The following is a 13927-nucleotide window of genomic DNA, read 5'->3' as shown; positions in this document are numbered from 1 at the left end:
AGGTCATTTCTAAACTGTCATTTTTATAAAAAAAGAGACTTAGAATTAATCTAAATCTCTCAATATATTGCTGAACAATATGTTTCTATTCTTCAACTATATAGTCTTGTCCAGTTATCAGTTTAAATTCTTCTTCTGTTATTTTCTTTGCTTGTACAAATATTTTCACTTGCTCTACTTCATAAATACCATCTTCATAATATTTTTTTATCTTTTTATACCAATCCATTACCTCATTCCTCCCATTAATGCAACTTCTAACATTAAGTCTCCAATATCATTTTTAAGACTTTCTATTTCAATATCTTTTATTGCAGCATCTAAAAGTAAATCTGCATTTTCATTTTCTAAATTAAATATTTTTTTATCTTGCTCTTTTAATTTATATTCTAAATATTTTAAATCATCATCGCTAATTGTAGGAGGAATATCTGGCGGAATAACTTCTTCTATTGGCGGTTCTTCGCTAGGCTCTATATATTCATAGCTTTCAACTATTCCATTGTCGTATGTGTTATAAACTATACCATTTAAAATTTCACTTTTAATTAAAATCATTGTAATCTATCCCTCCCTTATCTTTATCTAATAATACGTACGACACTTCTGCTCCTGATATAGTGAATTTTTCAATTGGTTTAGGTATTAAAATAGTTTTATTTACATCAACTCCATTTGAGTAATCATAAGGATCAACCCCGCAACCCATAAAAAGATTTTCTGCAAAAATTAAATTAGAGTAAAATTGTTGAATAGAGAATTTTGGTGTTTTAAAGTATGTGCACTCAAAATTTCCAACTCTACCTGAATTAGAGCCCGAATAAGGCCTACCATATATTATTCTAATAGATATTATATACATTAATTTATTAGCAGGACATGTTACAGTTGTTTCTTGAAAATAGTATGAGCTATCCCTCTCGGCAGTTCCTGAAATACATATCTCCGCATCTTCTCTAACTAAATACTTCAATCCACAACCTTCTAAACTAGGATTTTTAATAGCCTCAACTATTTGATTCTCCTTTACTTCTGTTTCCTGCTTAATATCTAACAATTGTTCAGTATTTTCTTCTATACCAGCTTCAATATTATTTAAATTTTCAGCACTCAATGGAGTACCTTCTTGAATAATTTCTCCAACTTCATTAACTATTTTATCTTTCCACTTTGTCTTCACATATGACATTAAACCACCTCCATACGGTCTATTCTAAGAAGTATAGTCAGTACTTCTTTGCTTGTCTTATTAAATTCTCTACTATCTGTTAATATAGGATTATTATTAGCATCAACTATTTTTATATTGTTGATTAGACCTACTCTATTGCCAAAAGTAACATATACAGATAACCCCTCACCTGTATTTTCTTTTTTTAAAAGTTCAACTTCTTGCAAAACTCCATTTAGCTCAAATTGACATTTAACACATTTATTAAGTATTAGCTGCATTATTTCTTCTTTAATATAACTAGCTAACATCTATTACCACCTCTTTCGTTGTAAACTGTTCTACACTTGTTTCTACTTCATTGCAGCAATAAAACTCTTGTTTAAATGCTTTTTTAGTAGAATAAACTCTTATAAAATTTGCTATAGAAGCTATTAATTGATAGTTCAGATGTGCTGGTTTAATCTCATCAATTTGCTTTATTAGTTCCTTACTGTCATTTATACTACCACTAAAAAAAGTAACTATAAATTCATAATTCTCATTATTCTCTACAACTTCAACTCTTCCATCTGTAAATCCTAAACAAATATTTTTTATTACATCAATAGAAGTTGTCCCTGTTCCTTGTAGTTTAGCTTTTATTCTTGCTATTCTTTCAGTTATTGCTATAGTCGGATTAATAGGAAGACCAAATATAGTTTCATATCTTCCAAGTTCCTGAGAATGTTCTATAAATAAATTATCTAATGAAGTTAATATAAAATTATTAAGATCATGAAGTTTTTCTTTATTTATACTTCCAAGAGTTTTAACTGTTTTAGAATTTTTATAGTATTTAGGGAGATTACTATACATATGTAACCTCCCTAAAAACTGCTATTTCAGTATTAGAAATGCTTACATTTTCAGTAGAATTGTTTAAAGTTAAATTTCTATAATCAGCAACTCCTAGTACATTAAAAATAACAGAACCAAGTCTAGCATAAGATATATAATCAGATTTAAATGCTTGTGCTTTTATATATGCATCAATAGCTTTTCTAACTTCCTCTTTTACTATTTCAACATCATAATTTTTAATATCAACAATTAAATCTACACTAATAATAATATCTTTAACTGTAGCACTAGAAACGCTCACAGTTGCTCCTATTGGTCTTTTCCCATCTATATTCTCCTTAACATTATTTATAAGATTTTTATCAGCAGGAAGGCTATTAGAATTAATTATTACAACTTCAACTGTTCCATTGCCATTAGCTAAAGGGATAACTTTAACTCCTCCTACGCCATCAACTTCATTTGCCCAATTTATATAATCTTGAACATTGCCACTTGTCGAAGGCCTTCTAACTTTAGCATAATACCTTTCTCTTAAACTATCATCAGTTTCTTCATCATATCCACCTGTAAAAGTACTTAAATTAGTAACTGATGTTAACCCTTGTATAGTTTGAGGAAAACTTTTGATAGCACCTATAACAACATTTCCTATACTGCCTTCAATTTCACATTCAGCAGTAACTTCAATAGTTTTATTTGCTGGTATAATTCTATCTTCTGAAATTCTAAAAAATAAATTATCTGATGCAACTTGCATACCTATTCGTATTTCTGCCCCAGCTTCTCCAGTTATTTTAACTAATCCTTTTGATTTACTTGCTCTTCTTCTTTCAAGCCCTATTTCATTAGCTTTTCTATCAAGAAATTCACCTGTTGAAGTATCCACAAAAGCTTTATTTTTAATACTTTCCGTAATACTTCTACTATCTTCTAAAACATCAGCAACTGGTTTTAATAAATCATAAAAAAAAGAACCTTCTGATTTATCAAAATCATCTGGAACTTTAGATAACATTTCTTCTAATATTTTCGTCACAATACCACCTCCTGAATAAAGAAATTACCATTTCTAATTTTCACATTAAAACTTATTAAATAAGTTCTATGTTGTCTTTCAATAGTAAAACTATCTATACTTTCTATATTTTCATTGGTTAGTAAAGCCTCTGTAATTTCTCTTTGCAATTCACTTTCAATAAAACTTTTAGGGAAATCTGAATTAAACAATAAATCCTCTAACCTTATGCCATACTTCTCATAGATAGAATATTTAAACTTTTCTGTTCTCAATAGTTTATCTATCCATATCTGTATGGAGTCAATACCTTCAGCTACATCAATCTTGCCATCAGAAAAAATAAATTCGCCTTCATCGAAATTAAATTTAAAAGTTTTCTTAGGTTTATTTTCGCTAGGCTTATTAATATTATCTTGTAATTCTAATAAGTCTACATTAAGCTTAGGTAACATTAACTCACCTTCCTAACTTTGTCTATAACAAAAAAAGTTCCATTATCTTCACTACAGATAACTAGAACTAAATCAGTATTTTTTAAGTATTCATTTTTAATAGTTAGATTACCACTTGTGTTTACTGTTCCATGTTCTGCTATATTATCTAAATTATAATCAACATCTAAAGTAATATCATCAAGCAATACACTATTGCAGATATAAATATTATTTTGTGCTATAACTTGTCCATTAAGTAAGCTAATCTTAATTGGATTAGTGGAAATAATTTTCCCAACCAATGCACCTAATTTGCTGTTATTGTTTCTCTTTTTAAATTCTCTTGCTAATTCATGTTGCCATGCCATTCCTATACCTCCAATGTAATATCAACTTTGTGAATTTTATTGTTATAGCTGTGACTAGCACTTTTAATTTTTTGTTTTCCTGTAATGCCATACTTTGAAAATTCTTTACCTAAGTCAATTAATCTATTAGCTTTTATGCTACATCCACCATTTAAAGCTATACAGTTAAAGGAAAAGTTCTTTTTAATCCTATTCTTTTCAGCTAAAGTATTTCTAGCCATATTAATAGCCTTTGCTTGTTCTTCTTCACTTACAGTTAAGTATTCCTGTAATAATCCATATTTATTAATACTATTATTATCACTTTCAACAGCATGTATAGTATTGCTTTCTTCGCCATCGTTAACTACTATTATTTTATTTCTTAATTCACTTAAATCAGTATCATAGCTTATTTCTTTAGAAATTAACAATTTAGGATTAATAGTTTCAGTATAAGCTTCTAATATTTTTAAAGTTGCACCTTGAAATTCTGAAAAATATTTTTTACCTTGATCTGTTTCTGCTAACTCTAAAATTTCTTTAGTAATATCATTTAAAGATTTATCCTTAAATAATTGATCTATAAGTGTAGGAATATTTATACTTTCAATGTAAACTCCAAAGTTGTTCCATAACTCTTTAAGTGCATTACTAGCAGCAGTTTTATTAAACTGTATTAAGGTTTCGTTATTCCCATAGAAAGAATAATCTAAACAACTATAGCTATTAGAAAAGTTAATATAAGATTTTTTTACTATTATCCCTTCAAAAAATCTTATATTATCATCCCAAAGGGTAATGCTTTCCCCTTCTTCTAAGTCATAAAGACTATCAAAGCTTAGTTCTATTCCGAAGTTATCACCATCACTACTCCAAGCTAGATTATTACTTTTAGGAAGTATATCAGTATTGTTATAATATAAACTTAACATTATACTTCCCTCCATTCCTTTAGGCTTAAACTATAATATATGTCCTGATTTTTAGCTATCCTATAACTAAAACTTTCTATAGTACAAGCTATATTAATTACAGTTTTACTCATATCTTTATTTTCATTTCTGTCCATGACAACTCGAATAGGCTTTTTATAAGCCATACTAGTATTAATTAAATTTAAAATACTTGCTGGATTAATTTGTCCTTTGCTCCAACTATACTTATCACTATAAGCTGGTAAAAAACTTTCTATTGTAAAGGTTAACAATGATATTGTAGTTTGAAAACTATAGATACCAGCTCCATTAGTTTCAAACTCTTCGCTATTAATTGCCCTTTCTAAATCAGGTAAATCTGTTGGAATGATAGGAAGTCTGTAAACTTCCGATCTATCCAAACTACTCAAAAATATATCTGCCATCTACATCCCTCCTAACTATTTAACAAAGCAACTTTAATTTTTTCTGCTACATATGCTCCTGTTGCCTCCATAAATTCTTTATTTCCAATGACGTTGCCTGCTATATTAACATCTACCTTTATAGCTCCTCTTGAATTTTCAAGCATTTTTTTACTTTTATCAGCTGGAATAACTCGGCTTCCGTTAGGCAAGTCAACTATTTCTCCACCTCTTTCATTAATCTGTGCAAGACCACCTGAGAAATAGCTTGTACCATTTGCAAACCTAGGAATAGTCGGAATATTAACATTTACTCCCTTTCCTCCAATCACAGGAATCCAATCAGGCACTTTAAAAGAGAGCATAGAATTAATTCCTTTGATAACAGCATTTATACCATCAATCATACCATTAAGAATTCCTGTGACTATTCCTCCTAATGAAGTCCAAATTCCAAAGAAAATTTCTTTAACTCCATTCCAAGCCTGTTCCCAATTCCCAGTAAAAACTCCAATTATAAACTCCAAAATTCCATTGAAAATACTCATTAGCCCATCAATTACAGCTCCTATAGTAACAGCTATATTTTGTATAGTAGTTCCTATGAAAGTAAAAGCCGTAACAAACGCCATCTGAAACACTTGACCTATAAAAAAGCCAAGTGGAGCTAGTACATTAAGCCATAACCAATTAAGTATTTCTCCTACTTTTTGAATAACAGGTACTATTTTATCGTTAAACCATGAATATAAATTTTGAAGGACTGGAATCATATTTGCTAATAAACCTGATGCAAATTCTTTAAATTTCTCCCAAAGTCCATTAACTATATTTCTAAACCATTCGCATTTTTGATATGCAATTATAACTATTGCAATTAATGCTCCTATTGCAACTGCAATCCAGAATATAGGATTAGTTAAAAATGTAACATTCAGTAGTGCATTTGCTTTTGCTAATAATCCAGTTGCTGTACTTGCTGCATTAAAAGCTTTCTTTAAAGCTAGTACCATACTGACATTACAAATGCTGCTAATCCTCCAATAACTCCTAAAATAATAGGCAATAGCTTTTTAAGTACCTGTATAAAACCACTGATGAAATTTTTAGCTTTTTCAAACCCACTTTGAATATTCTTAACTACAGTATCTACATTAATTCCCTTAATGAAGTCATTTAGTTTTTTAGCCATCTTTGCTAGAAATGGTAGTAGACCTTTGCTTAAACTACCTGCTAATTGTAGAATATTTTCTTTCATTAACTTTGTTTGGTTAGCAAACGAATCACTTGTCTTATTAAAATCTCCTTGTGCATCAGCTGTCTTTTCCATTAAATACTGATATCTTAATGTAGTCTGTTCCCCTTGACTCATAGCTTTCCATTGTTTCTTTATACCTTTAGTTAATGCAAATGCTTCCATGTTTGTAACAGACATATTAACTCCTAAAGCCTTCATAGGTTCAGTTTCTCCACTTATTGCGGCTCTAAGTTTATCAAAAGCTACATCAGGCTCTAAATTATAGAATGAAGCCATATCCCCAGCAAGACCTGTTAGGTTTGTTGACATCTCTACAAGCTTATCTGAACTAACTCCACTCGATTTCATTAATGCTCCTAAAGTAGAACTATATCTTTTTGCACTTAATTCATTTAGCCCGAACTTTTCTAATGCTCCCTTACTCCATTCATCAACTTTTTTTGACATATTACCAAAAGTAGTATCTACAACGTTTTGAACTTCCTCTAAATCAGAAGCATAATTAATTCCTATTCCAGCTAATGCTACACCTGCTGCTCCAGCCATTGTTGCACTAGCCTTTACAATATTTCCAAAAGCACTAACTGTACTTTTAGCCATTTTATTAATTCTATTTTGTGTTTTTTTTACTTGTCTTTCAAACTTTTTTGTATTCCCAGTAGTTCTTTGCAATGCTGATGAAAATTTATCTTTAAGATTTAATATTGCATTAATAGCTCTTCCCATCATTTCACCTCCCTCTGTTAAAATTTAAAAAGCACTACTTACTTCCAAATAGTGCTTTATATTTTTCAGCTTCTTCTTTATAAAAATTATTTTGAGAATGATACAAAAAAAGCTTTTCTCTTATATCAAGATTAGCTAATTCATGTAATTTCCAGCCTCGAGCAACATAAAAAGCATACATATTAAAATCTGCATCATTCTCTATTAGTTTTTTATTTGTTCACTGAATTCGTCTAGATCTAAATGCTCTGTAAGTTTATCAAAAACCTTCAATACTTGTCCCATAGAAAATACTTTTGAAACAATATCAAAAGGATCTACTATTTCAAAAGCTTCGTGTAATTCTTTAGATTTTAAAGCTTCACAATGAGTGTATATAAGCTTTTTAGCTTTCTCATAAACTTGTCTCGTATCTTTTTCATCTATGTCTTCCATCAAGTCTAATATTTCTTCATCGCTTGGAAGTTTGAATAATAAATTTCCTTCTAAATTTGGACAATAAATATCTCTATATTCTTTTTTATTTTTTTCTAATAAAGCCTTTTTAGCTATAATATCTTTAAATGTTAATCTTTTTATTGCATCATTACTCATAATAATTCACTCCTCTAAATTGTTTCTAAAATTTCGTAATCGCTAAATTTGAATGGTATTTCTTCTTCTACTAATGCTTTCGCTTCAAATTTAGCGAGCATAGCTTCAGTTATAATCATATTTTTAATAGCAGTTCTTTCAGATTTCTTAGTTACTACATCTGTTAACTTAGTTATTACAGATAACTCAGGGAAAATACCTGTTTTATAAGAATCTGCTACCAACTTAAGGACTTTACTATCTACTTTTTGTAAAACAGTAGTTCCTTCACCTGTCCAGCCTGTATAACTATGATGTGTTGCATTATCTCCACATACATTCGCTTCTTCAAAGTTGCCTGTTATCTTAGCTTCAATGCTCTTTATTTCTGCTAGTAGTTCTCCATTTAACCATACGTAACCATTATTACCTTTTAAAATCCTGTTTGGATTAAATGCCATATTCTTTTACCTCCTAAAACATAGTTATGTCAAACATTAAGTTTTCCATAGCACCTAATATTTTTATATCACCTAGTAGATATACGTTTCTTTTAAAAGTTTTAACTTTTACTTCTTCATCACTCCAACTTTCTGACTCAGGCTTAACCCCTAACCAAGCTTGTCTTTGTGCAGTTACATTAATATCAGCATAATTTTTATAATCAGAATCTAAAATATCTTGTTTTGCTAAAACATCCAAGTAAGTATTTATGCTAGAAATAAATAAAATTTGATTATCTAATTTATTTTTTACTTTCCCTATATACTCTTCCTTGAAGATATTTGTTATATCATCTCGTATAAGATCCATTGCTTCAACTATATCTATATGTCTCATGTCTTCAGAATTACTTTCATTAAACGTAACCAATGTATTAATTCCAAGCCCCACTTTTACTTTATTATCATCATTAATTAGTACAAAACTACCTTTTTTAAGTTCTGCATCTACATCAGCTATTTCGGTACATCTAATAAGCTTGTTACAAGTTCTATAAGTAACCCCTCTTTCAACATTACTACTAGCTAAAAGTCCTAATAAACTAGGAATATACTTGTCTCCAGTAGTCTCTCCCCTTTTATCATTAAAGATTACCTTTTCATTTACAAAATTAACCACATGTTTATTGTCAATATTTTGACCTTTGTAAACTACAGCTTTATAACTTTTCCCTTTTACTTCATGCTCTTTTATAAAATTAATAATTTCGCTTGAACTGTTATCAACATTAGATGCTATCCAACAAGTTTTTATATTTTCTTCAATTAAATCCAGTCCTGCTTCAACCGTATCAGCATTAACCACATACATTTCAGCAACTCCATATTCCATACAATCTTTTATGTCTTGTAAGTTTTCATCAGTGTATTTAGATTTATCTTTATCTAATTCCTTTAAGCTTTTATATTTAATTAATTTTTCTGTTTGTTTTTCATCGTTTATTATTAAACAAGCTATAGCTCTTTCGCTTCTTTTTACTAAAGTATTTGCTAATTGCTTAAATTTAATATCAATAATTGGCAATGATAACATTAAATTTCCTCCTCGTAAATTAAATTTTCCATAAATTCTTCATTATCAGAATCATAATTTTTCTTGTTATTAATTTCATAATAATTAATAGAAAAACTACAAACTAAAACAGTATCAACTGTTTCAATCTGTAGTTCCTCAATATCAATCACAATATCGTTAACTTCAATAAAAGTTAATTCTTTTACTAAAATCTCAGACATTTTTAAATTATCTAATTTATACTTATTCCTGTCTTTTGCAAAGAAATAAAGTCTAAACTTCAAATTATTATTATTATACTCAGATGTTAAGTTTTCACTATTAACATCATCTAAAGTTAGTTTGATTGAAGGTCTTATTATAGTGCCTTCGACTTCTTCATCGATTATTTTTAGTCCGTTAAACCCACTATTTTTTATAATTTTTTTTAGTTTTAAAATTACAGACTTATAAATTTCTATAATCATTAATTCAGCCCCTTTTCAAGTGTTTCATCAATAAATTTTTGAGTATCTTTATAGAATTCACTTTGAAATTCTTTTTCTGTATCTTCGAAGATATGTTTTCCTTCTACAAATCCTTTTTCTTCTCCGTTTACAACTATTCTGTGTCCCTTTTCAATCAAATGTGAATGTGGTGATGCTGAATAACTTCTTATAGCCCATCCCCCGTTACCAGTATATTTATAGACTTTTCCTCTTTTTATAGATTTGTGATAATTCCCTGTTTTTTTCTTAACTTTACTTTTAGCTTTTGCTTTTGCTTTCTTATTTAGTTTACTTCCTTCTTGTCTCATAAATTTTTTACATTCATTAGGCATTTTCTTATTAGCTAAGTCAAGTAATTTATTTTCAAAGTTAGTTAGTTCTCTTAAATTAAAGTCTACTTCCATTATTCCACCACCAGCGTACAATAAACTTCAATAAAATCATTGTTATCAAACCGAGGAAGATGATAATCTATATTAAATCTCTGTTTGTTATAAATAAAGTACATAGAATTATTTATCTCTTTAAGACTTAACTTTCTAATAATAACTTTAATTTTTATCTCAGCAGAATTATCTTTTTTTGTACCACCAGTTGGTACTACATAACTCCAAATATTTTTTATCTTAGCAAATTTATGCTCTATTTCCCCAAGTTCATTTTCAACTTCTACTTTATCCCAAACTTCAATTTTATTGTTAAGATTATAATTCATCTTCATACCTCAGCTGTTCTTGCAATATAATAGAAGAAACTATTTTATTTTTTTGCATATTCTTATCTATAGAAAAATAGTTATTTGCATACATATCGCTAACAAGAGTACATAATAAAATAATTTGTTTTTTCTAGTGTTATCATATTTGCCTATAGCATCTTCTATATATTCTTTTGCAACAGATATTAGTAACTCTAATAATTTATCATGCTCTTCAAAATCGATTCTTAAATAATTTTTAACTATATTAAGTTCCATTATTATATCCCTCCCAAAAATAGAGGGAAATTAATCCCTCTTTAATTATTTTTTAGTTTTTAATGCTTGTCCTATTGTTATTTCGCATCCTATCATTGCTTCTTCTACAACTTCTTGTATATCTAATCTTTCCCTTACTTTCATAGCTACTTTATCATTTTTCCATGTTGAATCAGATCTATCATTAAAATCTATAGATAAAGATTCTCTATCAAAAATTGTTATAGCTTCTTTTAGGTCACCAATATAAACAGGAGCTTTGCCTTCAACAGTTGGCATAGTTTTATTAGAAACTTTTTTAACAGGATATAATCCAAACAATAATTTTTTAGTAGCGTTAGTTGGATCTGGTTGTAATATATATTTACCGTCCCCATCTTTTAATTTATCTAAATAGTTAAAAGCATCCTGATTTAATAAAACAATAGAAGTTGCTTCATAGGCAGTGTCTAATTGTACATTTAATATATCTTTTAAATCATCAAAATTCGCTATTTGAACTGGATTTTTACCCCAAACTTCTTTTAATTTAGCAACCACTAAAGCATTTCTTGTTGCTTTAGATTTTTTTGCTATCCAATTTTTCAAATATGCTAATATATTTTCATCACTATCTTCTAATAATTCTCTTGTTACATTTAAAATCCCACCTTTTTTCTTTACTTTATATTCTACATCTCTAAATTCAGGAGTTGAAATTTCTGGGAATTGTTCTGCTTCTTCGACATTATCGAAAGGCGTGTGATCTGCATTAACTTCTATAATTCTAGAACCAGAAAGAGTTGTAGTTTTTTCTGTATGCACTAATAATTCTAAAGAATCATCAGCTTTTCTTAATTCTTTTATTTCTGTTCTTACATCCCTAGGTACTGTTAATCCCCCATCTTTATCAACGCCTTCTGTCATGGTAGTTGCATTAACTATATCTATATCTTCTTTAGACATCTTAAAACCTTTTACAACCTCAGATTTTATTGTATTTATAAAAGCTTTTGTTTTATTTCTAACTTCTTTACCTTCAATTTTCTTCCCTTCTTCTTTTATCATATTTTGTACCCTTTCCATTTCTTCTTTGTCTAATTCTTCTTGTATTGCTATTGCTTCTTTCATATTCTTAACTTCTTCCATCTTTGCTTTAGCATCTGCAATTTTATTTTTATTTAAGAAATTTTGCACCTCATTTTTTAATCCTTCTAAATTTTGTTTCATTTCATCAATTTTTTTCATGTTTTATAATCCTCACTTTCATATTTTCATTAATTTTTTGCATAAAAAAAGAACTAGATTAACTCTAATTCAATTGATAACTTTAATTTTTCATTTTCTATTTCCCCAAGTTCATTTTCAACTTCTAATAGATTTTTTGGCATATTCTTATATCCATAATCCTTATCAATTCTAGCAACTGCCTTATTTTCTGCAATTACTTCTACATTAAAGTATTTACTTGCTTCTGCTCCAGTCAGCCAAGTTTCTTCGTTGACCATATTTTTTATAGTCTCTAATTCAATGTCATCTTTTAGTTTTGTAACATAAGTGTTAAGAATTCCTTCTTCTATACTATCAAGTGTATCAGCTGTTTTTCTCATGTCATTAGCATTACCTGCACAGCAACAAAGAGGTTTGTGGATCATCAAATAAGAATTTGCAGGCATTATAATTTTATCCCCAGCCATAGCTATAACACTTGCTATACTCCCAGCTAATCCATCGATATATACAGTCTTTTGTCCCTTATGTCTCTTTAAAATGTTATAAATAGCTATACCAGCAAATACACTACCGCCACCTGAGTTTATAAAAATGTCTAAATTAGAATTTTCATCGACAGATTTTAAGATATCTAAAACATCCTGAGGGCAAGTATCTACATTTTCCCACTTGTCCCATTCTGAACTCACTATTTCACCATCAAATCTTAACTCAACCTTGTCAGTCAAATTTTTAATCCTTGGTAAATTCATTTTTATTGTTTTATTCATTATTTTTCACCTCCTCCTGAATATTGTTTTCCTAGATCACTTAACGGAATACTAGCACCATTTCCAATTATTAATTTATCTGTTCCTTCAATAAAAGGTAAATCTTCTTTGTCTCTAACTTCTGCAATAGTCATGTACCCACTTGCAATTGCTTTTGTATAAGCTTCGTAACGTGTCGCTAAATCTGATCTGACAACACTATCTACATTAAATTTCCAAAATAATTCATTTTGTTCTTTTTTAGATATTATTTTATAGTCCATTTCCTGTTCATAGATAGTTAAAACATTTTGCAGAGTATCAGAATAAAATGCTCTATTTTGTTGTTCTATATTGTTATAAGTAGATTTTTCCATATCGTTCAGTTGGAAACCTTTAATCCCAAACGCATTGGCTATTTGTCTTGTAGTTAACCCTTGCATTTCAAAGAATTGGTTGTCACTTAATTTAGTTTCCAACTGATTAACCCTAAAATCGGTTGGAATTGGCACTACCTTACCAGCATTTTTTGCACCACCCATTTTTGCAAATTTAGCTATTATGCTTTGTTGTTTAGCCTCATTTAGATCACCTGCATATTCTACAATCAGCGGATTTATCAGCCCTGTTTTATATTTTTCGCTTATAACCTTTGCGGCTCTTTGTTCTCTTTCAATTGTGTCATATAGATATTTTTTTATAGAAGTACCTTCTAATCCATTATTTTTAACTGCAAAATTTTTGAAATGACATATTTCATCCGCATCATATATAATTTCTTCACTACTATTTCTATAAATATAGTAGACATTCATTTTATCTCCAACTATTCCAACATCATCAATGAATACTGTTATCAAGTCAGGATTTAATATATATAATCCATCCACTTTCCCATTTTTAGTACTTATATACCAAAAGGCATTACCCCTATCAAGTCTGTAAAATTCAGTTAAAAAAAGAAAATCATGAGTTGTCATAAATTTGTTTGGTCTACTTTTAAGTAAACTGTAAAGATAATGATTAGTAGCTTTTTCACTCCCTTGTTCTTTTTCTCTGTATAATTTCAAAGGTAATTTAGCAACAGCATTACATCTAATATTCATGCAGCTATAATAAGTAGCACTATTTAATTTACTACTACCTATATCTCCAACACTTCTAACTCTATTTACTAATTCATTTAAATCAACTGTGGTCTTCTCTTCAACAACCTTTTTTTCTTCTGTTTTATTGTTAAATAAATCTTTTATCCCCAATATTTCACCT

The 13927-nt window shown here is 28.9% G+C and carries 23 protein-coding genes; all 23 read right to left on the bottom strand.

Annotated elements, in window-relative coordinates; genetic code table 11:
* Positions 1-85 precede the first annotated feature (85 nt).
* Positions 86-229, bottom strand: a complete 144-nt coding sequence (locus ARA19_RS09490; protein ID WP_055070728.1) for an XkdX family protein — start codon at positions 227-229, stop codon at positions 86-88.
* Positions 229-558 (bottom strand): hypothetical protein, encoded by a 330-nt coding sequence (locus tag ARA19_RS09485; protein WP_055070727.1) that lies wholly within the window; start codon positions 556-558, stop codon positions 229-231. Before ARA19_RS09485 ends, ARA19_RS09490 begins: the two co-directional genes overlap by 1 nt.
* Entirely contained in the window at positions 545-1189 is a 645-nt protein-coding gene (locus tag ARA19_RS09480) for a hypothetical protein (protein ID WP_055070726.1), read from the bottom strand. The genes ARA19_RS09485 and ARA19_RS09480 overlap by 14 nt, the downstream gene beginning before the upstream one ends.
* On the bottom strand, positions 1189-1482 hold the full coding sequence (locus ARA19_RS09475) for a hypothetical protein (RefSeq protein WP_055070725.1): 294 nt from the start codon (positions 1480-1482) through the stop codon (positions 1189-1191). The genes ARA19_RS09480 and ARA19_RS09475 overlap by 1 nt, the downstream gene beginning before the upstream one ends.
* A complete protein-coding gene (locus tag ARA19_RS09470; protein ID WP_055070724.1) occupies positions 1472-2029 on the bottom strand; it encodes a putative phage tail protein in 558 nt (185 codons plus the stop codon). The genes ARA19_RS09475 and ARA19_RS09470 overlap by 11 nt, the downstream gene beginning before the upstream one ends.
* Complete coding sequence (locus ARA19_RS09465; protein WP_055070723.1) at positions 2022-3053, bottom strand: baseplate J/gp47 family protein; 1032 nt, start codon at positions 3051-3053, stop codon at positions 2022-2024. The genes ARA19_RS09470 and ARA19_RS09465 overlap by 8 nt, the downstream gene beginning before the upstream one ends.
* Entirely contained in the window at positions 3050-3487 is a 438-nt protein-coding gene (locus ARA19_RS09460) for a DUF2634 domain-containing protein (protein ID WP_055070722.1), read from the bottom strand. The genes ARA19_RS09465 and ARA19_RS09460 overlap by 4 nt, the downstream gene beginning before the upstream one ends.
* The gene (locus ARA19_RS09455; RefSeq protein WP_055070721.1) at positions 3487-3837 is read right to left on the bottom strand and encodes a DUF2577 family protein; all 351 of its coding nucleotides are present in this window, start codon (positions 3835-3837) and stop codon (positions 3487-3489) included. The genes ARA19_RS09460 and ARA19_RS09455 overlap by 1 nt, the downstream gene beginning before the upstream one ends.
* 2 nt (positions 3838-3839) lie before the next feature.
* Positions 3840-4751, bottom strand: coding sequence for an XkdQ/YqbQ family protein (locus ARA19_RS09450; protein WP_055070720.1), 912 nt, complete (start codon positions 4749-4751; stop codon positions 3840-3842).
* Positions 4751-5179 (bottom strand): hypothetical protein, encoded by a 429-nt coding sequence (locus ARA19_RS09445; RefSeq protein WP_055070719.1) that lies wholly within the window; start codon positions 5177-5179, stop codon positions 4751-4753. The genes ARA19_RS09450 and ARA19_RS09445 overlap by 1 nt, the downstream gene beginning before the upstream one ends.
* An 11-nt stretch (positions 5180-5190) precedes the next feature.
* A complete protein-coding gene (locus ARA19_RS09440) occupies positions 5191-6171 on the bottom strand; it encodes a phage tail protein (protein ID WP_055070718.1) in 981 nt (326 codons plus the stop codon).
* Positions 6162-7142 (bottom strand): hypothetical protein, encoded by a 981-nt coding sequence (locus ARA19_RS09435; RefSeq protein ID WP_055070717.1) that lies wholly within the window; start codon positions 7140-7142, stop codon positions 6162-6164. Before ARA19_RS09435 ends, ARA19_RS09440 begins: the two co-directional genes overlap by 10 nt.
* Before the next feature lie 34 nt (positions 7143-7176).
* A complete protein-coding gene (locus ARA19_RS17790; RefSeq protein ID WP_197276586.1) occupies positions 7177-7323 on the bottom strand; it encodes a hypothetical protein in 147 nt (48 codons plus the stop codon).
* Positions 7324-7346: 23 nt separating this feature from the next.
* On the bottom strand, positions 7347-7736 hold the full coding sequence (locus ARA19_RS09430) for a hypothetical protein (RefSeq protein WP_055070716.1): 390 nt from the start codon (positions 7734-7736) through the stop codon (positions 7347-7349).
* A gap of 14 nt (positions 7737-7750) precedes the next feature.
* A complete protein-coding gene (locus tag ARA19_RS09425) occupies positions 7751-8176 on the bottom strand; it encodes a phage tail tube protein (protein WP_055070715.1) in 426 nt (141 codons plus the stop codon).
* A 13-nt stretch (positions 8177-8189) separates the two neighbouring features.
* On the bottom strand, positions 8190-9251 hold the full coding sequence (locus tag ARA19_RS09420; RefSeq protein ID WP_055070714.1) for a phage tail sheath C-terminal domain-containing protein: 1062 nt from the start codon (positions 9249-9251) through the stop codon (positions 8190-8192).
* Positions 9251-9700 (bottom strand): phage tail terminator family protein, encoded by a 450-nt coding sequence (locus tag ARA19_RS09415; RefSeq protein WP_055070713.1) that lies wholly within the window; start codon positions 9698-9700, stop codon positions 9251-9253. Before ARA19_RS09415 ends, ARA19_RS09420 begins: the two co-directional genes overlap by 1 nt.
* A complete protein-coding gene (locus tag ARA19_RS09410) occupies positions 9700-10125 on the bottom strand; it encodes an HK97 gp10 family phage protein (RefSeq protein WP_055070712.1) in 426 nt (141 codons plus the stop codon). The genes ARA19_RS09415 and ARA19_RS09410 overlap by 1 nt, the downstream gene beginning before the upstream one ends.
* Complete coding sequence (locus ARA19_RS09405; RefSeq protein WP_055070711.1) at positions 10125-10436, bottom strand: phage head completion protein; 312 nt, start codon at positions 10434-10436, stop codon at positions 10125-10127. The genes ARA19_RS09410 and ARA19_RS09405 overlap by 1 nt, the downstream gene beginning before the upstream one ends.
* Positions 10437-10502: 66 nt before the next feature.
* The gene (locus ARA19_RS09400) at positions 10503-10697 is read right to left on the bottom strand and encodes a head-tail connector protein (protein ID WP_055070710.1); all 195 of its coding nucleotides are present in this window, start codon (positions 10695-10697) and stop codon (positions 10503-10505) included.
* Positions 10698-10742: 45 nt separating this feature from the next.
* Entirely contained in the window at positions 10743-11924 is a 1182-nt protein-coding gene (locus ARA19_RS09395; protein WP_055070709.1) for a phage major capsid protein, read from the bottom strand.
* Between the two features lie 53 nt (positions 11925-11977).
* A complete protein-coding gene (locus ARA19_RS09390) occupies positions 11978-12679 on the bottom strand; it encodes a head maturation protease, ClpP-related (RefSeq protein WP_197276585.1) in 702 nt (233 codons plus the stop codon).
* Complete coding sequence (locus ARA19_RS09385) at positions 12679-13917, bottom strand: phage portal protein (protein ID WP_242862421.1); 1239 nt, start codon at positions 13915-13917, stop codon at positions 12679-12681. Before ARA19_RS09385 ends, ARA19_RS09390 begins: the two co-directional genes overlap by 1 nt.
* Between the last annotated feature and the right edge of the window lie 10 nt (positions 13918-13927).

Origin of the sequence: Clostridium massiliamazoniense (genome assembly GCF_001403635.1) — a bacterium.
Taxonomy (GTDB): Bacteria; Bacillota; Clostridia; order Clostridiales; family Clostridiaceae; genus Sarcina; species Sarcina massiliamazoniense.
The sequence above is the reverse complement of the archived record's forward strand: the minus strand, read 5'-3'. Positions and strand labels throughout refer to the sequence as shown.